A 17919-nucleotide genomic window follows, 5' to 3' on the forward strand; every position below is an offset into this window, starting at 1 on the left:
CTTACCGTCTGTAACATTGGCTGGTCGCTCGGTGGTACCCGGCCGGCGGTGTCTTGCGTCAGCAAGGACGACCTGAGGTAGCGAGAATCGGCAGGGGGCGTGGCGGCCTAGCTGCTGCTACCCAGTCCGAGTAGCCGGTAGATCCTGACAACTTCTCCGACGGTGCCATCCGTCCATACGATCTCTTCATCTTCGATGAGCGTTGTGCCTACCTCGACAGCGAACAGGGCAGCAAGCTCGCGGTCAGCGGCCACTTGGCGCTGGCGCTGGCGCTGGCGTGTCTCAGGCTCGGCAGCCTGATCCTGCCCTCTCGGGTGCCGGCGCGCGTGTGCGTAGGTGCCGCGGCCGTGTTCGGTGGTCACCAAGCCTGCCTCGCGCAGTAGGGCTATGGCCTGACGAATTGTGCCGCGGGCTGCCCGAAACTCGGCGGTGAGGGCGCTCTCGGCCGGCAAGAGAGAGCCGGGCGGGATGTCGCCGCTTTCGATGCGTTCCCTGATCTTGTCGGCGATCAGGCGGTAGCGGGGCTTGCCGTAGTGCGGGGTGGGCACCTGCTCACCGTACCTGGCACTTGTCTTACCAAGTGCCAACCAAACGACCCGTTTCGACGTCTAGACAACTCGTCCACTTGTAGATACGTTTTTTTGGTGCGGCCGGAGTGACGGTTCGTATCCGGGGTGGTGTCACGCCGGCCCTGGCCGCACCTGATGCGCGGCGTCCTGTCGGACCGGTTGCGGTAGCCGCGCGGAAGTTGGCTCGGCGATACCCGACCCGTCTGTGTCGGACGGTGCGCCGCGCCCTCATCCGGGCCGGTGGCCGGCTGCATTCCCCCGTGGCTGGCCACCGGCTCCCGTCTACCCGTGGAGGTGCGATGTCTGGATCTCATCGTCGGCGCGGATGGTTCTCCTTGCGGTGGCGCCCGAAGCGCCCGCCGGCGGCGACCGCTGGCCGCATTCCAGTTCCCCGCTCGGCAGTCATCCCGCCTACGCCCTGGTGGTCGGTCGGACCGACCCGAGAGGTGCCCACCTTGCCTTACGCGCCGTTGATGACGCTGGCCCAGACCTACCGGGGCAACGGTGGGCGGTGGCCGCGGTGACCCGTACCGGCAAACCGACCGTCACTGTCTCGCACCCGGACTGGTGCGACCCGGCCCGCTGCGGTCACCTGGTGCCGCCCGTGATGACGCACATGGCCCGCCGGCACCGCGGCGAGATGCTCCGCGTCGGCGAGACCCGGGGGAGCGGCATGGTCGTCACGTACCTCATCGGTGCGGAGGCCCGGTCGCCCATGATCGCTGTGCACGCCACGTCGAGGGCAGGGAACGGCTGGGCGGAGTTGTCGGTGAGTCAGGCGGCCCAGTTGGTCGAGCGACTTGGCGCTCTGGTGGCGCAGGCCGGCAGTGCCGGGAGTGACGATGACTGAACACGCAACCGAGGTCGAGCCCGACGAGTCGTCGAGCGCATGTCCGAAGTGGTGTCGGGGCTGCGGGCCGAACGATCCGATGCACCGGGGCTTCCTCGCCACCGTCGGGCGGGAGGACTCGGGCTGGATTAGTACCCAACTGCTGCTCGACCGCTTCGAGCGGCGCGGCCTGGCGGTGAAGCTTGATGCCACCCGTAGCGGCGCCACTCAGACCGTCTTGTTCTCCCTGGCGCAGTTGGATCGGCTCATCTACGAGCTGGCCTACGCCCGGCTAATGATGATGACCAAGGGACAACCGGTGGAGGGACACGATGAGCGCCACTGACCCTCGACTTGCCAGGCGCATACCTGCACCCAAGCAGCAGACGAAGAGACCGCCGGCGGCCATCGCTCCGATACCTGAGCGGCCCGCCGGCGGGACCACCTGGCAGACGTTGGAACGTCTAGGGGGTACGGTGGCCGGTGTGCAAGCCCGGGACTGGCGCCCTCGCTACCTGCAACTCGCGGAAGAGTTGCGGGCGAAGATCACGCGCGGCGAACTGGCCCCCGGCACGCTGATGCCGAGCGAGACCGAGTTGGCCGACACGTCGGGCCTGTCCCGCACCAGCGTGCGCAACGCCATCCGGCAGCTCCGTGAATGGGGCCTGGTCCGCGCAGAGCAGGGGCGCGGCACCTACGTGCGGGCGCCCCGCCAGCGCGTACGCCGGCGCAACGCCGAGCGGTACCAGTGGGAGAAGGATCGGGTCCTGCTCGACGAGGCCGAGCGGTTGAAGACCGGGGCCATCGAACACGACACCGGCCTGACGGTCGACGACCTCAAGTTCCACGCCGAGTACACCCGCGTGGAAGCGGATGAGGATATGGCGGCGGCCCTTCGGGTCGAGCCGGGTACGCCGCTGCTGCGCCGGGTCTACTGGACGTCCTCCCGGCACGAGAACGCGCCGCTGACCATGTCGTACTCGTACCTGCCTTACGACCTGGTGGGCGCTAACCCAGACCTGCTCGACGCTGGCAAGGAGCCGTGGCCGGGCGGGACTCAGCATCAGCTTCACACCCTCGGCGTCGAGGTGGACCGGATCGACGACGTGATCCGTGCCCGCCCGCCGTCGCCGGACGAGGCCGAGCTGTTGGACATCGACCCGGGTGTCTCGGTGCTCACCGTCCGCAAGACCTCGATCGACACCAAGGGCCGCGTCGTCGAGGTCGCGGATGTGGTGATGCCCGGGGACCGGACCGAGCTTGTCTACTCCCACAAACTCCAGCGGTGGAAAACTTGACGCAGATCGTCTCGGTCATCACGCCCGTCCACGCGCCCAGCATCGAGCACCTCGCTGGCGCCTACGCCTCGTTGGCCAAGCAGGATATGCCCGACGGGTGGGACTGGCAGTGGCTGGTCCAGGAGGACGGCCAGAGCGGCGCCCTGGTCGACGCGCTGCCCGACGACCCCCGAATCAGCCTCGGCACCGGTCGATCGGGTGGGCCTGGCGTCGCTCGTACCCTGGCGCTGTCGCGAGTCTCCGGGGACCTCATCAAGGTCCTGGACGCCGACGACCAGCTAACGCCCGGAGCGCTCGCCCGGGACATCGCCGCGTTCGACGTGCACCCGCAGATCGGCTGGACCACCTCGCGAGTACTCGATTTGCTTCCCGACGGGTCTACCGCCGGCTGGGATAAGGACCCGGCCGGCGGCCTCGTCGCCCGCGGCTCCGTCTTGTCCTTCTGGCAGGCCAACGGCTACCGGGCGTCTGTGCACCCGGCAACGCTCTGCCTGCGGCGCGACCTCGTCTTCGCCCTGGGCGGCTGGATGGCGTTGCCCGCCTCCGAGGACACCGGCCTCCTCCTCGCCGCCAACGCGGTCAGCGACGGCTACTTCACCCGCGAATACGGCCTGCTGTACCGGAAGTGGCCCGGCCAGGTGACCAGCCAAGCCGCGCACCGGGAACCCACCGAGTACCAGGGACGCATGAAAATCATCGAGGCCAGAGCCGAAGCCCTGACCTCGATGCTGCCCAACGGGCTGCCGCTCACGCCTCCGCCGGCGTAGCTTCATGCCCGGGCATGCCATGGGTACGGCGCCGCTGCTTCATCTCGGCCTCGTAGATGTGCCGCCGGCCGCCAGCTAGCTTCTCTCGGGCATCGCGCTCGATCTCCCGGAACGCGGCGTAGTAGCCGTCATCGAACTCCTCCATAATCTGGAAGGTCCAACGTCCGGGGATCAGGTTCCGCCCCAGCAGTTCGCGTTCCACGCGGTCGGCCACCTCGTCATGGCCTGCCTCGCGCATCAGCCCGACCACTGTGTCGAGGGTTAGATCTGCTCCACCGACCAATTGATGGGCCGAGTAAAGGTGTCCACGAACCCGGTGAACCGTTTCCAACGCCTTGCTCAGCTCACCAAGTGCCTCAACGGTCTTGTTGTCAACTCCTGTCGGCCTGCAGTGCTCCTGATCGACTGATCTGTCTTCGCTGGTTCCCATCGCTCGCCGTTACCCACCAGAGAGGGCTCCGACACCTGGCAGGGGGGCGGCCCGGCGGGGGTTGCTGGCGAGCAGCAACCCCCTAACCGTTGTCGAGCTACAGGAGCAGGTGAATTCGCAGAACCACCAGCGCCATGGCAGCCGCCCACGCCAAGTCGCTTCTGGAAACTCTCATCGAGAAGTCTGACTTGAAATTGAATCTAAACAAACTGTCTCTACCTTTCTTAAGGGTTAAAAATTGGCAACATTCGGCTCGTTTGCCACCGGCTCTTGAGCTGCAAGAAACGTAGCACCTATCACGGCTTCTGTCAATTTGTCAAGAATAGATGGATTGTTTTTGCCAAAGATTTTGAGGTGCTGCTTTCAGGGTGCAGTAATTGGCATCCGGAGTCTATTAATAGATTGGTCTAGTTTCTGCGTCGCGCGGCTCGGTGGCTTGCTTCGGCCGCAGCGGCTCGGGGCTGAGCTGAGGAACTTGTTGACTTGTCTGCCAAGTGCCGTCTACCTTGGACCACAACTTGGCAGACAAGTTAACAACCTGGAGGTTGAGCGATGGCTCTGCGAGGCGGAACCCGGTTCGCCGTGCGGTTCGAGGACGTGTTCCCGGCGGGGTGCGCGTTGGTGCCCGAGTCGATGGGTGAGGTCGAGGACTACGACGAGAAGACCGGCCGGCGCAGCCCGGCGAAGGACAAGGTGACCGGCCAGCGGGTGTGGCAGGTCCGGGTGATGGACCTCGATCCCGAACTGGGGAAGCGGTCGCGGGAGACGACGGTGAAGATCTCTGCCGACTACCAGCCGGTGCCGCCGACGGGTGCGCCGTTCGAGGCGGTGGAGTTCGACGGGATGACGGTCACGCCGTACGTGAGCAACAACGGCCGGATGGCGTACTCGCTGCGTGCGACCGGGCTGCGGGCGCCGGCGGGCGTGACCAAGAAGGCGGCGGCGTAGCCGCATCAGGTGGGGGCGGGGCTGTCAGGTCTTGGCGGACGGCAGCCCCGCCCTCTGTCTCTTCCCCCTGCTCTGGCGAGAGAGGTAGTGACATGACCAAGGGTATGCCTGCCCTCGGGTGGGTGCTGGTGGCGGTCGTGCGGGGTGCGCGATGATCCGCCGGCCGCGTGGTGAGGTCGTGATGACCACGGCCGGGGACCTGATGGTGATCCGACCGCGTCGGCTGGAACTGCCGGTCTGGCTGATCGCGCTGGGCTTGGTGCTGCGGTGGCTGTGGCGCGGTCTGTGGTGGTGCCTTCGCCACCCGGTCACCGTCGGCCTGGTGGTGGCCGCGGTGCTGCTGTATCGGGAGTTCGGTCGCTCGGGGCTGATCGTGCCGCTGGTCCTGGCGGGCTTCGTGTCGGCGGTGTGGCGGTGGAAGCACGAGGCGTCCTGGTGGGCCTGGTGCGCCGGCCCGGTGCTGGGTCGCATCCGTCAGGTCTTCGTCTACCGGCGGGCGTGGCGGGAGGCCATGACGCTGTGCGGACTGACCCGCACGTATGACCATCGGGTTGTTCTGCCGCAGTTGCTGCGGGTGCGCTCGGATCAGGCGCTCGACGTGCTGACCATCCGCATGGTGCGGGGCCAGACGCCGGAGGAGTTCCAACGAGTCACCGCGAACCTGGCGTACGCGTTCGGCCGCCGGCACGCCCGGGTCTACTCCGAGCGCCCGGGGGAGCCGCCGGTCCGTGCCGGCTATTGGGCGCTGGTGCTCGGTTGGGTGGACCGGCTTCGGTACCGGGACCGGCCCTCGCTGGTCTACCTAGTGGTGGTCCGCACTGATGCGCTGCGGACCGTGGTGAAGCCGTTCGACGTGCCGTCGGTGCCGGACTTCACCGCGCTGCCGCTGGCCCGGCGCGAGGATCTGCGGCACTGGTGCCTGCACCTGCTCGCCACCCACGTGCTGATCGGGGGTGCCACCCGCTCCGGCAAGGGCTCGGTGCTGTGGTCGCTGGTGCGGGCCCTCGCCGGTGGGATCACCTCCGGGCTGGTGCGGCTGTGGGTGATCGATCCCAAGGGTGGGATGGAGTTCGCCATGGGTCGGCCGTTGTTCGCCCGGTTCGCCTGCAAGTCCTTCGAGGCCATGGCGGACCTGCTCGACGAGGCCGTGACGGTGATGCGGGAGCGGCAGACCCGGTTGGCCGGCGCGGTGCGGGTGCACACCCCGACCGAGGCCGACCCCCTGGTCGTGGTCGTCATCGACGAGATGGCGGCGCTGACCGCGTACCTCCAGGATGTCGACCTGCGCAAGCGCATCGCGTCCTCACTGGGGCTGCTGCTGTCGCAGGGGGCCGGCGTCGGCGTCCTGGTGGTGGCCGCGTTGCAGGACCCCCGCAAGGAGGTGCTGCCGTTCCGGGACCTGTTCCCGACCCGTATCGCGCTCGGCCTGACCGAGGCCGCTCAGGTCGACCTGGTGTTGGGCGACGGTGCCCGCAACCGGGGCGCCCTGGCTGACCAGATGCCCCGGTGGGCCAAGGGCGTCGGGTACGTGATCCTCGACGGCATCCCGGAGCCGGCCCGGGTGCGGTTCTCGTACCTCTCCGACGACCACATCCGCGAACTAGCCACTGAGTACCCAGCCCCGGCCGACGCGGCGGACATCCTCGCCCAGGTGCGCCGAGAGACCGCCGACGAACCGGCCCGGCCGTCGCTGCCTCGGCCGCGTCGCGGGCCGCTGCTGCCCGACTCGCTGCTGACCTTCCTCGACCGCGACGCCGACGGGGGAGAGCCGCGGTGACCGCTCCCGCCTTCTACCGGCTGCGCGCCCCGAACCCGGATGGCGCGAGCAGCACCGCCGTGTCCGTCCGCGTCGACACGGAACGGCCCGACCCGTACCCGGTCTATCTCGCCGTCGGCGCCGGCCGGCGCCGCATGCACCTGACCCCCGACGAGGCGTGGGCGCTGTGGCGCTGCCTCTCCGAAGCGGTCGCCTCCCTCGGCGAACCGCCCGAGCACATCCGTACCCGCGTCGCCCCGGCCCGGAGGTAACCGATGTCCCTCAAGCGCTTCTTCCTCGGCACCCACCGCATCAAGCCGCTGCACATCGAGCTGAACGACTCCCCGGACCGGCTCGCCGCCGCCCTGCACGGCCTGGCGCACTTCGTCGACCGCCGCCGCGACCTGCACGGGCAGCGCATCCACATCACCCTGACCATCCGCGATCACGGGGGCCGCCGATGATGCGCGCCGAGCCGGCCGCCCGGCTGCTGATCCTGCTCACCGTCGGCATCATGGCCGGCGCCGCCGCCTTCACCCACGTCCACGACCTGACCGTCGCCCACGGGCAGCCCGACTGGATCGGCTGGGCCAACGCCGTGGCCGTCGAGCTGATGGCTATCTACCTCGGGCTGGAGATCCGCGCCCGACGTCGCGTCGGCCGCCCGGTCGGCATGGTCGGCGTGCTCCTGGTCGCGTTCGCCCTGCTGTCCCTCGCCGCCCAGGTCGCGGAAGCCGAACCGTCCGTGTGGGGCTGGATCGTCGCCGCCGTGCCGTCGCTGGCCTTCCTCGCCCTGGTCAAGGTCGTCCTGTCCAGCGCACCGGCCGTACCGCCGGCCCCTGAGCCAGAGCAGCCGCAAGCCGACTGGTACGACGAGCCGCAGCAGGTCGAACCCATCCCGCCGGCTCCGGTGATGCCGCCGGCATCGGCCGCGGTGCTGCCTCCGCTCGGCGTCGGCCAGCCCAACCGGCCGCAGGTCGTGGGGATCATCCGATGACCGCACCGACCCTGCCCGGCCTCGCCCCCGCCGCCCCGACCCCGGTTGCTCCTCGTCCGGGGTCGCGGGCGGCCCGCATGGCGCTGCCCCGCGCGGTCGACGTGCTCAAGCAGATCGCGATCGAGTACGGCGTCTGCGTCCGCCCCCTTGCGATGCGCCGCACCGACCTGGACACCGGCCTGACCGAGGTCATCGACTTGCCATGCGGCGCGACCCGCGAGGACAAGTGCCCGCCGTGCGCGAAGAAGAACCGCCGGCTGCGTCAGGCCCAGATCCGCGAGGGCTGGCACCGCGACGACGAACCCCTACCCGGCCCGGAACCCGCGACCGAGGCGCAAAAGTCCCTGATCCTCTTCCGGGCGCACCTGGAGTTCTCCCGCGACGAAGCGGTCCGCGCCGCCCAGTGGGACCAGGTGACCGACCTCGACGAGGCGATCCGGGAGGTGGAAGAGGCCATCGCGGCGGAGGGCCTGCGGGGGCGCGTCGGCCCACCCCACGCGGGCGTCGACGAGGATCAGGACGAGGAGCCCGGCCGCCGGCGCAAGCGCTCCACCCGCCGGCGCCAGGATGCCCCAGAACTGCCCCGGCGCAAGGTCGAGCGGCGCACCGTCGGCAAGACCTACACCGCTCCGGACGGTGCCACCTACCGGCCGTCGATGTGGCTCACGCTCACCCTCGACTCGTACGGCCCGGTCCGCCCCGACGGCACCCCGGTCAACCCAGGCCGGTACGACTACCGCCGCGCCGCCTGGGACGCCGTGCACTTCCCCCGGCTCCTCGACCGGTTCTGGCAGAACCTGCGCCGCTGCGAGGGCTGGAACGTCCAGTACGCCGGCTGCGTCGAGCCGCAACGCCGACTCGCCCCACACGCTCACTTCGCCATCCGAGGCACCATCCCCCGGGACGTCCTCCGCACCGTGGCGGCGGCCACCTATCACCAGGTGTGGTGGCCGTCGGTTGACGTCCAGCGGTACACCCTCGATCGGCTCCCCGTCTGGGACGAGCAGGCGGCGGCGTGGGTCGACCCCGACACCCGGAAGTTGCTGACCACCTGGACGGAAGCCCTCGACGCCATCGACGAGGACCCCGACGCCGAACCGGTGCACGTCGTCCGCTTCGGCACCCAGGTCGACGCCCGCGGCGTCATGCCCGGCACCGAGGACGCCGAACGGACCATCCGGTACGTCACGAAGTACATCACCAAGCACACCGGCGACTGCCACAAGATCGTCACTGATCGGCAACGCGCTCACCTCGACCGGCTCTGGCAGGAACTCCGGATCACCCCGTGCACTGATCGCTGCGCGAACTGGCTGCTCTACGGCGTCCAGCCGAAGAAGGCGCACGCCAAGCTCAAGCCCGGCCGGTGCAAGGGCAAGGTCCATCAGCGGGACACCCTCGGCATCGGCGGCCGGCGCATCCTCATCTCGCGCGACTGGTCCGGCAAGACTCTCGCCGACCACAAGCACGACGTCCGGGCCTGGGTTCGCGCACTGCTCGGCGTCACCACCGACACCGCCACCGTCGGGCAGCTCGTCGATGACCAGGGCGACACCGCCGAACGGGTGCGTCACGCCTGGGAGCTTGCCCGGCCCGATGACCCGGACGTGGGGCCGATGGCCTACCGGCTCATGCGCTCGATCAGCGAGCGCGCCCGCTGGCGGTCCGAACTGCTAGCCGCCAAGGACCGGGCCGCCCAGTCGCCGGCGGACGAATCAACGACGCGAGCAGACGGCACTACGGGGGAGGGACTGTGACGGTGGCGAACGATGAACTCTGGACCATCCGGGATGTGGCAGCGTACCTGCGGGTGCCGACCGAGACGCTGTACCGCTGGCGCAAGGTCAAGTACGGTCCGCCGGCGGCTCGGGTCGGCCGGCACCTGCGGTACGAGCCGGAAGCGGTCCGGGCGTGGGTTCGTGAGCAGGCGGCAGCCTGATGGGACACGTAGAAGACCGTTGGTACAAGGTGATCCGGCACCCCGGCGGCCGGAAGGAGCGGGTCAAGTCGGACCTGTTCGGTAAGGGGATGCGCTACCGAGTCCGGTACATCGGCCCGGACGGCCGCGAACGTAGCCAGTCCTTCCCGGACCGGGCCAAGCGTGAAGCTGACGCCTTCCTCGTCTCCACCGAGACGGACAAGCTCCGGGGCTCGTACGTCGACCCGTCCGCCGGCCGGATCACCTTCGCCGAGTACGCCGAGAGTTGGTTGCGGACGCGCTCCTTCGACGAGTCAACGCGGGAGAGCACGGAGTTTCGGGTACGGAAGCACCTGGTGCCGTTCTTCGGCTCTCGGCAACTGGCGTCGATCAAGCCGGGTCACGTACGAGAGTGGGACGCCGCGATGGTCGGCAAGCTGGCTCCGGCGACTCGCGCCGTCGTCTTCGCCCACCTGCGGACCATCCTCGGTGCGGCCGTCGACGACGAGCGCATTGCCAAGAACCCGTGCTCGGCGGCCTCGGTCAAACCGCCCCGGCCTGTGCAACGTCGCGTCGTCCCGTGGCGGGCCGACGAGGTTTCGGCAATCCGCGGCGGTCTCGCTGAGCGGTACCGCCCGATGGTCGACCTGGGCGCCGGCTGCGGGCTGCGGCAGGGAGAGATCTTTGGGCTCGGCGTCGATGATGTCGACTTCGACTCGGGCTGGGTCCACGTCGTTCGGCAAGTCAAGGTCGTCCGCTCGCGCTTGGTCTTCGGCCTGCCCAAGAACGACCGGGATCGCCGGGTGCCGCTCCCCGACTCGGTGGCGCGGTCGCTCAAGGAGCACACCAAGAAGTACGACCCGCTCTCGATCACTCTGCCGTGGGAGGACCCGTTCAGCGACGAGCGGGTGACCGTGCCACTGATCTTCACCACCACCCGGCGAGGTGCGATCAAGCGGGCCACCTTCGACGGGAAGAGTTGGCGTCCAGCCGTGGAAGCGGCCGGCATCGTCCCGACCCGGGCGACCGGGATGCACGCGTTGCGCCACTTCTACGCCTCGGCACTGCTCGACGCGGGGGAGAGCATCAAGGCGCTCGCCTCGTACCTCGGGCACTCCGACCCGGGCTTCACACTCCGGGTCTACACCCACCTGATGCCTGCGAGTGAGGAGCGCACGCGGCGCGCGATCGACGAGCTCTTCACCTAGTCGGGGTCCGGAGGGCGCCAAGGTGAGTCTTGCGACGGTTTGCTACTTGTCAGGTATGTATCGTTGGTCATCGAAGTGGTTGATCATCGCTGGTGTCGCGTTGGGCCTCGTCGTGGCCGTCCTGCTGTCGCCGTTGCTGATGCAGGTTCTGCTTCGCTTGAGCGACGACTGGGGCGAGCTCAGCGATGTTGGGCAGGCGTATGGGGGTGTCTCGGCGATCCTGTCCGCAGCGGCTCTCTGTGGCATTGCGGCGTCCCTGATCCTTCAGTACAGAGATCACCGCTCGTCGCTGCTCTACAACATATCGCAACGGCATTTCGAGCTTGTGCGGTTCACCCTAGAGAACCCTGTCTATTCTCGCAGCTGGGGAGAAGACGGTGCCGAAGAAGGGTACGGGCTCCGTAGCTTCTGTAATTTGCTGACCACTCATTGGCTGGTGCTCTGGAGGGTCGGCGAGATCGATGATGAGACTCTTCGTGGCACCGCCAAGGGATTTTTCCGCAGCGATGTATCCCAGCGATACTGGGCTGAAGTAGGGCCGGGTTGGATCAAGCGCCCGAGCCGTCGCGATAGGCGGTTCATGGCGATCTTGACGGAGGAGCTTGAGCAGGCGCGGGCCAGCAGGCTTCTTTCGCCCTCTACTGCACCGAACCGTACGTCCGACAGGCCTCGCCCCGACCGTCCCGCGCCCCCGACCGGGCCGGCCGTTCCTCTCCTTGCTGGCATGGCGGGAGGTGCGGCAATGGCGGCGATTTTGTTGAGGGCGAGTCACCGCGATCGGCGGCGTGCCCGGGCGAGATAAAGGGCCTGAGCGCCGAGACGGCCTGGCGACGGCCTACGGCGGCCTTCGCCACGCTCCGCCCCTGGTCAACGGGGATGCGGTGATCACAATCCGGCGTACAGGTCGACTCGTCCGTCGCCCACCAGCTCAGAGACCTGATCAAGGCTCTGAGCTGGTTCTATGTTCGGGCGTCGACGGTCGTTCATGCCAACATTGGGCGGCGTCCGACGCCCTGAGCGCCGACTTAGTTGACCTCTTCTCGGGTCGGGCTGGTTGTGCCGCCGTGGGCGTCTGAGGGGCCGCCGGTCGATGGTTCCGGAGTGGGGGCTGGCGGCTGTGGGGGAGGGCCGGGCACGTCCTGGCGGTGGAACTGGTGCCGCGACCCGGTGATCCGGTGGCAAGCCCGCCGGAACACCACGGGTGCCACAACGCTCAGAAGACAGCCATCCCGCTCCACCCACCGACGTCACGCACGCCGACTGGAACGCCACGGGTGCCATAACCCTCGGGAGACACCTATAGCGCTCCACCCACCGACGTCATCCACGCCGACTGGAACGCCACGGGTGCCATAACGCTCAGGAGACACCCACGACGTTCCACCGAGCAGTCCCGGGGTTGGACTGGCGCCGCACCGGAAGCCCTGACCCGCGACCTGGCCGAGCCGCTGGCTTCCGTAGTGGTCTTGGTGGTCCCATTCGTGGATGAGGTGGGACGAGTGAGTGCCGGAGCTGGTTCTATGTCCAGGCGTCAACGGTCGTCGTTGGTCAACTTCGGCTTGCCTCCGCGCGGCGTCCAGCCCAACTGGCCGCACGTCGTCGGGATCATCCGACGGCCGTCTTCCCTATCGGAACTCGTGGACGACCTCGATCGAACCGACGATGTGCGCGTTGAACTCGTCGAGTTCCTCGGCTGCAACCCACAGCATCGGAGCGGCGGATCCGCCGAAGGACCGTGTCGAGTAGCGGCCTAGGAAACCTGTCTCGACGTGGAAGCGGGCCACGTAGCGCACGGGTCCGAACACGTTCCAGTTCTGCGCAGCCCTGATCGCGAAGTCCTCTTCGAGCATCGGGAAGAAGTGGGTTTGGTCTGGCCGGAGCGCCGGCCACCTGCGCCCGCCTGCCTCGCGGACGAGGCGGAGTTCCTGCTGTCTGATGGGGCGCCACAGCGCTGTCGTTACGTCGCTGCTCACGTCGCTGCTCACGTCGCTCTCGCTGCCGTGGTCGGTCGTGATATCGGACAGTACCGCCGGATCGAACATTCGCAGCATTTCTTGCCGATTCAACTTGAGGTATGAAGATGACCGCCTCGGCCGCCCCGCCTCCGGCTGTCGTTTCTCGGCCAGGGTCGCGGGCGGCCCGCATGGCGCTGCCTCGCTCAATCGACATGCTCAAATGCTGCTGTCACCAACTCCGCTCGCCGCCAAGCAAGTCCTCAGCCCACGAAAGCGCCCGGCGGACTACAGCTAGTGTCAGCCCCTCTGCGGGGTCGACGTCGACCAGCAGCGTCGCTGCCTTGCGCCCCTCGGCCCAGGCATGCGCCTCCGGCGTCAACGCGTCGTCGATCCACACCGCAGGCCGTGAGCCGACAAAGCTGGCGATGGCAGGCACCTTCTCCCGTGGTTCGAACGGGATCGGAGGAAAGCCGATTACGGGTAGCTCTGGAAGCTGCAGCACCGGCGCGAGGAATTGGTTCGCCTCGTCGCCCCACCCGGTCGCCCAGACCATGTCGAACCGGTCACCGAGATCCCGAAGCCACGCCGCGTGAGCGCGGCACAGTCGTACCGGCTCCTCGTCCGGGAAGAAGTCGAACTCTTCGTAGCCGGATGGACACTGGTCCGTCCCGAACGGGTTGAGAACCCCGTCGACGTCGAGCAGGAGGAGAGGCAGACCGCGTGACATGACTGCCACGGTACGGAGTCCGGCGTGCAGGTCGGCTCGTCCGTGACCGATCTTGACGATTGCCCGGTACCAGGTCGTCGTCCTGGTGCCGGGCCGCACCGGCTGCCACCTCCCGCATGCCCTCCCAGAACAGTTCTGCGGACCTCGGTCGCAGGATCAGGAGGACCGCGCCCTCGGCGCGGTGGAACATCTCCCGCCAGACCTTGCGATGATCCGGTGATGACCTCCTACGTGTCCCACACCACCGTGGACTGTGCCGACGCCTACACCCTCTCCCGCTGGTGGGCGTCCGTCCTCGACTACCGCGAGGACCCGGACGACCCGAACGAGCCGGGCCACGAGGAGTGCATGATCTACTCGCGGGACGGGCGGCACCGCCTGCTGTTCATCGAGGTGCCGGACGCGAAGCAGGTCAAGAACCGTATCCACCTCGACCTGCGCCCGGTCGAGGGAACGCGCGACGAGGAACTGGCCCGGCTGATTGGGCTGGGCGCGGCAGTGGTGGCCGACCGGCGCAACTCCGACGGCACCGGCTGGGTGGTGCTCGCCGACCCGGAGGGCAACGAGTTCTGCATCCTCCGCAGCGACGCCGAGGTGGCCGCCACCCGATCGTGACCGCGATCGAACGGCCGCCCCAACTCCAGTCATCGATCTTGGAGTTGTGGCACCTCTCGAACTTCGCGGATGGGGCCTTCTGGGCGCCACAACTCCAAGATCGACGAGCGCGGGCGGCGCGTGGGCGGCGGGGACGGCGCGGGGTGTGCGGGCTGGTGTGGCACGCTGCGGTGGTGATCGAGCTTGCGGACATCCAGGCGGCCGTCGACCGGATCGCCGACGTCGTCGTGCACACCCCGACCGTGCCCAGCCCGGGACTGACCGAGCTGCTCGGCGTGCCGGTCACCGCCAAGCTGGAGTTGCTGCAACGTACCGGATCGTTCAAGGCCCGGGGTGCGGCGGCGAAGCTGCTCGCGCTGGACGACGCGGAGCGGGCGGCCGGGGTGGTAGCGGTCAGCGGCGGCAACCACGGCATCGCGGTCGCGGTGATGGCGGGCGCCCTCGGGGTGGCGGCGACAGTGGTGATGCCCAGCAGCGCACCCGCCCGTGCGGTCGAGGTGGCGCGTGCGGCCGGGGCGGACGTGCGGCTGACCGAGGACATGACCGGCGCGTTCGCGCTGATGAACCGGCTGCGGGACGAGGGTGTGACGCTGCTGCACCCGTTCGACGACCCGATTGTGCTCGCCGGGCAGGGGACTGTCGGGCTGGAGTTCGCCGACGACGCCGGTGAGCTGACCGACGTGCTGGTCAGCATCGGCGGGGGCGCGCTGATCTCGGGCGTGGCGGCGGCGCTGCGGGCGCGGCGGCCGGGGGTACGCGTCTGGGGCGTGGAGACCGAGGGCGCGCAGGCGATGTCGCAGGCGATCGCGAAGGGCGGCCCGGTCGAGGTGCCGCTGTCGTCGATCGTCACCACGCTCAGCGCGCCGAGCGTCTCGCAGCTCACCTACGACCATGTGACGGCGCTGGTCAGCGACGTTCTCGTGGTCTCCGACGCCGAGGCGGTGCGGGGCACACTGGAGCTGGCCGAGCACGCCAAGGTGTGGGCCGAACCGGCCGCCGGGTGCCTGCTGCCCGCCGCCCGCCGGGTGATCGAGCGGGTGGGGGATGACGTCCGGCTGGGCCTGGTGGTCTGCGGCGGCAACGCCACTGTCGCCGACGTGACCGCGTGGGCCGGCCGCTTCGGCGTCTGACCCACCGCACCAGGCGACCGCCGCGCCGAGCGCGCGACCGCGCCGGGCGGCCACCGCACAAGGCGCGCGACCGCCGCGCCACAGAACCCGGGGGTACGCCGGCCGCCTCCGGTCCGGACGGGTGGGACCGGGACGACCGGCGTACGTCAGGACGTGGCCGGGCTGACCCCGTCGAGCAGTTCGGCGAGCCGGGCCGCCGTGGTCGGGGCGTGCAGGTGCAGCCGCGCCACGTTGATGCTGTCCGTGCCGATCACGGCGAGCAGCGCCTGCCCGTTGACGGCGTACACGCTGAGGTAGCCGCCCGCGTTGCGCACCGTGGACTGCTGGAAGTCGCCCTGTCCCAAGCGCGACCCGACCTGGCGGCCGAGCCCGTACATGGTGGCGGCGAGCGCGGCCAGGTCGTCCGGGTCGGCGCCGTTCTGCAGGTTGTGCGTGACGAGCAGGCCGTCGACGCCGCCGAGGACGCATCCGTGCACGCCGGGGATCTGCAACCGCAGCGCGGAAAGCTCCTGGGCGATGGCCGGATAGGGCAGCGCCGGGTTTCCGGCCAGCGACTGTGGGAGCGCCCGCGGTGGCGGCAGGGTGCCGGTGTGGGCGCGCGTACGGCGGGGGAGGTCGTCCACCCGGCTCACAGTTCCAGGCTCTCCTCGATCGTGCGCAGTTGGTGCCGCGCCATCGCGAGGTTGGCCCGGCTCTTGCTGACCATCAGGTAGAGGAACAGGCCCTTGCCGGTGCGGTTGCTCAGCGGGCGGATCAGGTGGTACTGGCTGCCGAGCGTGATCAGGATGTCCTCGATCTCGTCGTCGAGCTTGAGCATCTCGATGGTGCGCAGCTTGGCGCGTACGACGTCGGTGTTGCCGGCGGCGGCGACCGTCAGGTCGATCTCGCCGGTGCCCCCGGCGACGCCGAGTGTCATGCCACTGGTGTAGTCGACGAGCGCGGCCCCGATCGCGCCGTCGATGTTCATCGCGTTCTTCAGCGCGATGTCAAGGTTGCCCACGATTTCTCTCCCCAGCTCGGGCCGCTGCCCGCCGGAGCGGGCGGGCAGCGGATCAGGTCCGTCGAGGCTCGCATATGGAGTCCCGGCCTGCATCCGGGCCGCTGGTGATCCACCTGAGCGGTCCCCGCCGGACCGGCCACCGGTCCCGGCAAAGGGACCGCGCCGTCCCATTGCCGATCACCGTCTGTCCTGCTACGACGGTGCTCCCACCCTATGTAGAGTTCCGATAGAGTACGCATGTGCGACTGACCGTTCCGGTGGCGAAGGTGCTCTCGGCGCTGCTCACCGAGCCCGAGGCGCCGCGCTACGGCCTCGACCTGATGCGACTCACCGGCCTGCCCAGCGGGACGCTCTACCCGGTGCTGCACCGTCTCCAGGATGCCGGCTGGCTCGCCGCCGACTGGGAGGACGTCGACCCGGTCGCCGCCGGCCGCCCGGCCCGCCGCTACTACCGCCTCACCGGCGAGGGCATCCGGTCGGCCCGGCTGGCACTGGCCGAGCTGCGTGCCCTCGTACCCGTCGAACGTGCCGGCGCGGACCCGGCCGGGGCGCCGGCGTGGTGACCCGGCGGGTGGCGGCGCTGCTGCTGCGGGTCGCGGTGCGCCGGTGGCCGGCGGAACTGCGTGCCGGCCTGGCCCGCGAGTGGGCGGCCGAGCTGCACGAGCTGGCCCGCACCGGGCAGCGGTGGGGGATGGTCCGGTTCGCCGCGAGCCTGGCGGCGCGCCGGGCGGCCACGCCACTGACCGGGCGGGCCGGGGCGCGGCGGCTGGGGCGTACCGCAGGGGTGCTGCTGCTCGCGCCGCCGGCCTGCGTCGCGGTCCTCGCGCTCGCGGCAGCGGTGATGGGCCTGACCCACGGGTGGCTGGAGATGCGCGTGCCGTGGGCCGCTGCCGCGCAGCTGCCGACCTGGTCGGCGCTCACCGCGCTGCTCGGCGTGGTGCTCGCGATCGTCGTCGGCCGGGCCGCGCGCCGGACCGTACGCGTGGGGGCGCTGCCCACCGCGCTCGGCGTGGTGCTGCCGATCGCCGCGACGGTGACCGCCACGCTGGCGCTGTTCGCCGCCCGGGGCGAGAGCCGGGTCTGGGAGCCGGTGCCGGGGCTGCTGCTCTGGCTGGCGCTGCTGACGGCGGCGCTCTGGGCCGCCGGGGCGCTGGCGCGCCGGGGCCGGGTCCGGGCCGCGTGGCTGGCCGGGCTGCTCGGCGCGCTGGTGGCGGCCGACGCTGCCGTGGTGCTCGCGGTGGTCACCTCGATCCCGGCCACCGCGCCCGTGGCGGACGGCCTGCCGCCGGACTCGGTGGACCGGATCTCCGCGCCGCTCTGGCTGTTCACCTGCTGGACCGACTCGTCGCTCGGGCTGCCCCGGCCGACGGAGTGGGAACGGTTCCTCATCACCGACCGGGTGCTCGTCGAGCCGATGTTCCACCTGGCCAGCACGCCCTACGCCCTGGCGTACGCGATCGCGGCGGCCCGGCCGGCGCCTGCCGCCGTACCCGGTCCGGAGCCCGTCCCGGCCCCCGCCTGACCGTCAGGCGTTCCAGCTCAGCGCCCGCCCGGCCCGCTCGTAGTGCCCGGCCAGCTCGGCGTCGATCCGCGCGGCCCGCTCCTCGGTGAGCGTCACCGCCGGGTCCTGCCACGGCCGCGCGCCGAGCATCCGGTGCCGCAGGCCGGTCGGCGGGTGGGTGGCGAACAGCGAGGTGTCCTCCCGGACGGTGAGCTGGCGTTCCACGGTTCCCACCCGCGCCGGTACCGGCCGTTCGGACGAGGACGGGCAT

24 protein-coding genes are annotated in these 17919 nt (G+C 69.7%); 17 read left to right on the plus strand and 7 right to left on the minus strand.

Features of this window, described 5'->3' with window-relative positions; all coding sequences use genetic code 11:
• Positions 1 to 107: 107 nt before the first annotated feature.
• The gene (locus tag V6U82_RS14860; protein WP_334461573.1) at positions 108 to 548 is read right to left on the minus strand and encodes a GntR family transcriptional regulator; all 441 of its coding nucleotides are present in this window, start codon (positions 546 to 548) and stop codon (positions 108 to 110) included.
• 532 nt (positions 549 to 1080) lie between these two features.
• Here V6U82_RS14860 and V6U82_RS14865 point away from each other — a divergent pair.
• Genes V6U82_RS14865 through V6U82_RS14880 form a run of 4 tightly spaced genes read left to right on the plus strand, consistent with a single transcriptional unit; the run spans position 1081 to position 3463 of the window.
• Entirely contained in the window at positions 1081 to 1419 is a 339-nt protein-coding gene (locus tag V6U82_RS14865) for a hypothetical protein (RefSeq protein WP_334461575.1), read from the plus strand.
• A complete protein-coding gene (locus tag V6U82_RS14870) occupies positions 1412 to 1744 on the plus strand; it encodes a hypothetical protein (RefSeq protein ID WP_334461577.1) in 333 nt (110 codons plus the stop codon). The genes V6U82_RS14865 and V6U82_RS14870 overlap by 8 nt, the downstream gene beginning before the upstream one ends.
• The gene (locus tag V6U82_RS14875; RefSeq protein WP_334461579.1) at positions 1731 to 2696 is read left to right on the plus strand and encodes a GntR family transcriptional regulator; all 966 of its coding nucleotides are present in this window, start codon (positions 1731 to 1733) and stop codon (positions 2694 to 2696) included. Before V6U82_RS14870 ends, V6U82_RS14875 begins: the two co-directional genes overlap by 14 nt.
• The gene (locus tag V6U82_RS14880; protein ID WP_334461581.1) at positions 2684 to 3463 is read left to right on the plus strand and encodes a glycosyltransferase family 2 protein; all 780 of its coding nucleotides are present in this window, start codon (positions 2684 to 2686) and stop codon (positions 3461 to 3463) included. Before V6U82_RS14875 ends, V6U82_RS14880 begins: the two co-directional genes overlap by 13 nt.
• Here the strand turns inward: V6U82_RS14880 and V6U82_RS14885 are convergent.
• On the minus strand, positions 3444 to 3893 hold the full coding sequence (locus V6U82_RS14885; protein WP_334461583.1) for a hypothetical protein: 450 nt from the start codon (positions 3891 to 3893) through the stop codon (positions 3444 to 3446). The two genes, V6U82_RS14880 and V6U82_RS14885, sit on opposite strands and share 20 nt — an antisense overlap.
• A gap of 552 nt (positions 3894 to 4445) precedes the next feature.
• Between V6U82_RS14885 and V6U82_RS14890 the strand changes: the two genes are divergently transcribed.
• From V6U82_RS14890 to V6U82_RS14930, 9 genes are all read left to right on the plus strand, one after another.
• Positions 4446 to 4841: a transcriptional regulator gene (locus V6U82_RS14890; RefSeq protein WP_209963292.1), complete on the plus strand. Its 396-nt coding sequence runs from the start codon at positions 4446 to 4448 to the stop codon at positions 4839 to 4841.
• Positions 4842 to 5022: 181 nt separating this feature from the next.
• Complete coding sequence (locus V6U82_RS14895; RefSeq protein WP_334461588.1) at positions 5023 to 6618, plus strand: FtsK/SpoIIIE domain-containing protein; 1596 nt, start codon at positions 5023 to 5025, stop codon at positions 6616 to 6618.
• Positions 6615 to 6869 carry a hypothetical protein gene (locus tag V6U82_RS14900; RefSeq protein WP_334461590.1) on the plus strand — a complete coding sequence of 85 codons (255 nt, stop codon included), beginning with the start codon at positions 6615 to 6617 and terminating at the stop codon, positions 6867 to 6869. The genes V6U82_RS14895 and V6U82_RS14900 overlap by 4 nt, the downstream gene beginning before the upstream one ends.
• A 3-nt stretch (positions 6870 to 6872) precedes the next feature.
• A complete protein-coding gene (locus V6U82_RS14905; RefSeq protein WP_334461592.1) occupies positions 6873 to 7061 on the plus strand; it encodes a hypothetical protein in 189 nt (62 codons plus the stop codon).
• Positions 7058 to 7594: a DUF2637 domain-containing protein gene (locus V6U82_RS14910; protein ID WP_334461594.1), complete on the plus strand. Its 537-nt coding sequence runs from the start codon at positions 7058 to 7060 to the stop codon at positions 7592 to 7594. Before V6U82_RS14905 ends, V6U82_RS14910 begins: the two co-directional genes overlap by 4 nt.
• Positions 7591 to 9351 (plus strand): replication initiator, encoded by a 1761-nt coding sequence (locus V6U82_RS14915; protein ID WP_334461596.1) that lies wholly within the window; start codon positions 7591 to 7593, stop codon positions 9349 to 9351. Before V6U82_RS14910 ends, V6U82_RS14915 begins: the two co-directional genes overlap by 4 nt.
• Before the next feature lie 2 nt (positions 9352 to 9353).
• Positions 9354 to 9533: a helix-turn-helix transcriptional regulator gene (locus V6U82_RS14920; RefSeq protein ID WP_334461598.1), complete on the plus strand. Its 180-nt coding sequence runs from the start codon at positions 9354 to 9356 to the stop codon at positions 9531 to 9533.
• The gene (locus V6U82_RS14925) at positions 9533 to 10720 is read left to right on the plus strand and encodes a tyrosine-type recombinase/integrase (protein ID WP_334461600.1); all 1188 of its coding nucleotides are present in this window, start codon (positions 9533 to 9535) and stop codon (positions 10718 to 10720) included. The genes V6U82_RS14920 and V6U82_RS14925 overlap by 1 nt, the downstream gene beginning before the upstream one ends.
• 22 nt (positions 10721 to 10742) lie before the next feature.
• On the plus strand, positions 10743 to 11522 hold the full coding sequence (locus V6U82_RS14930; RefSeq protein ID WP_334461603.1) for a DUF6082 family protein: 780 nt from the start codon (positions 10743 to 10745) through the stop codon (positions 11520 to 11522).
• Between the two features lie 823 nt (positions 11523 to 12345).
• Here V6U82_RS14930 and V6U82_RS14935 read toward each other — a convergent pair.
• Together V6U82_RS14935 and V6U82_RS14940 are read right to left on the minus strand one after the other, a co-directional pair.
• Positions 12346 to 12762 (minus strand): ADP-ribosylation/crystallin J1, encoded by a 417-nt coding sequence (locus V6U82_RS14935; RefSeq protein ID WP_442933439.1) that lies wholly within the window; start codon positions 12760 to 12762, stop codon positions 12346 to 12348.
• A 142-nt stretch (positions 12763 to 12904) separates the two neighbouring features.
• A complete protein-coding gene (locus V6U82_RS14940) occupies positions 12905 to 13402 on the minus strand; it encodes an HAD domain-containing protein (RefSeq protein ID WP_128137440.1) in 498 nt (165 codons plus the stop codon).
• A 219-nt stretch (positions 13403 to 13621) separates the two neighbouring features.
• On the opposite strand from V6U82_RS14940, the gene V6U82_RS14945 reads away from it, so the two are divergent.
• Positions 13622 to 14017, plus strand: a complete 396-nt coding sequence (locus V6U82_RS14945) for a VOC family protein (protein WP_334461606.1) — start codon at positions 13622 to 13624, stop codon at positions 14015 to 14017.
• A 173-nt stretch (positions 14018 to 14190) separates the two neighbouring features.
• Positions 14191 to 15147, plus strand: a complete 957-nt coding sequence (locus tag V6U82_RS14950; RefSeq protein WP_334461608.1) for a threonine/serine dehydratase — start codon at positions 14191 to 14193, stop codon at positions 15145 to 15147.
• Positions 15148 to 15293: 146 nt separating this feature from the next.
• On the opposite strand, the gene V6U82_RS14955 is transcribed toward V6U82_RS14950, so the two are convergent.
• Together V6U82_RS14955 and V6U82_RS14960 are read right to left on the minus strand one after the other, a co-directional pair.
• On the minus strand, positions 15294 to 15779 hold the full coding sequence (locus V6U82_RS14955; RefSeq protein ID WP_128137435.1) for a roadblock/LC7 domain-containing protein: 486 nt from the start codon (positions 15777 to 15779) through the stop codon (positions 15294 to 15296).
• Entirely contained in the window at positions 15776 to 16147 is a 372-nt protein-coding gene (locus V6U82_RS14960; protein ID WP_013287772.1) for a hypothetical protein, read from the minus strand. Before V6U82_RS14960 ends, V6U82_RS14955 begins: the two co-directional genes overlap by 4 nt.
• A 239-nt stretch (positions 16148 to 16386) precedes the next feature.
• Here V6U82_RS14960 and V6U82_RS14965 point away from each other — a divergent pair, with 239 nt between their 5' ends.
• Entirely contained in the window at positions 16387 to 16710 is a 324-nt protein-coding gene (locus V6U82_RS14965) for a PadR family transcriptional regulator (protein ID WP_334461615.1), read from the plus strand.
• Positions 16704 to 17669, plus strand: a complete 966-nt coding sequence (locus V6U82_RS14970) for a hypothetical protein (protein ID WP_334461618.1) — start codon at positions 16704 to 16706, stop codon at positions 17667 to 17669. Before V6U82_RS14965 ends, V6U82_RS14970 begins: the two co-directional genes overlap by 7 nt.
• 3 nt (positions 17670 to 17672) lie before the next feature.
• On the opposite strand, the gene V6U82_RS14975 is transcribed toward V6U82_RS14970, so the two are convergent.
• Entirely contained in the window at positions 17673 to 17873 is a 201-nt protein-coding gene (locus tag V6U82_RS14975; protein ID WP_334461620.1) for a hypothetical protein, read from the minus strand.
• Between the last annotated feature and the right edge of the window lie 46 nt (positions 17874 to 17919).

Origin of the sequence: Micromonospora sp. CPCC 205554 (genome assembly GCF_036902745.1) — a bacterium.
GTDB lineage: Bacteria > Actinomycetota > Actinomycetes > Mycobacteriales > Micromonosporaceae > Micromonospora > Micromonospora tulbaghiae.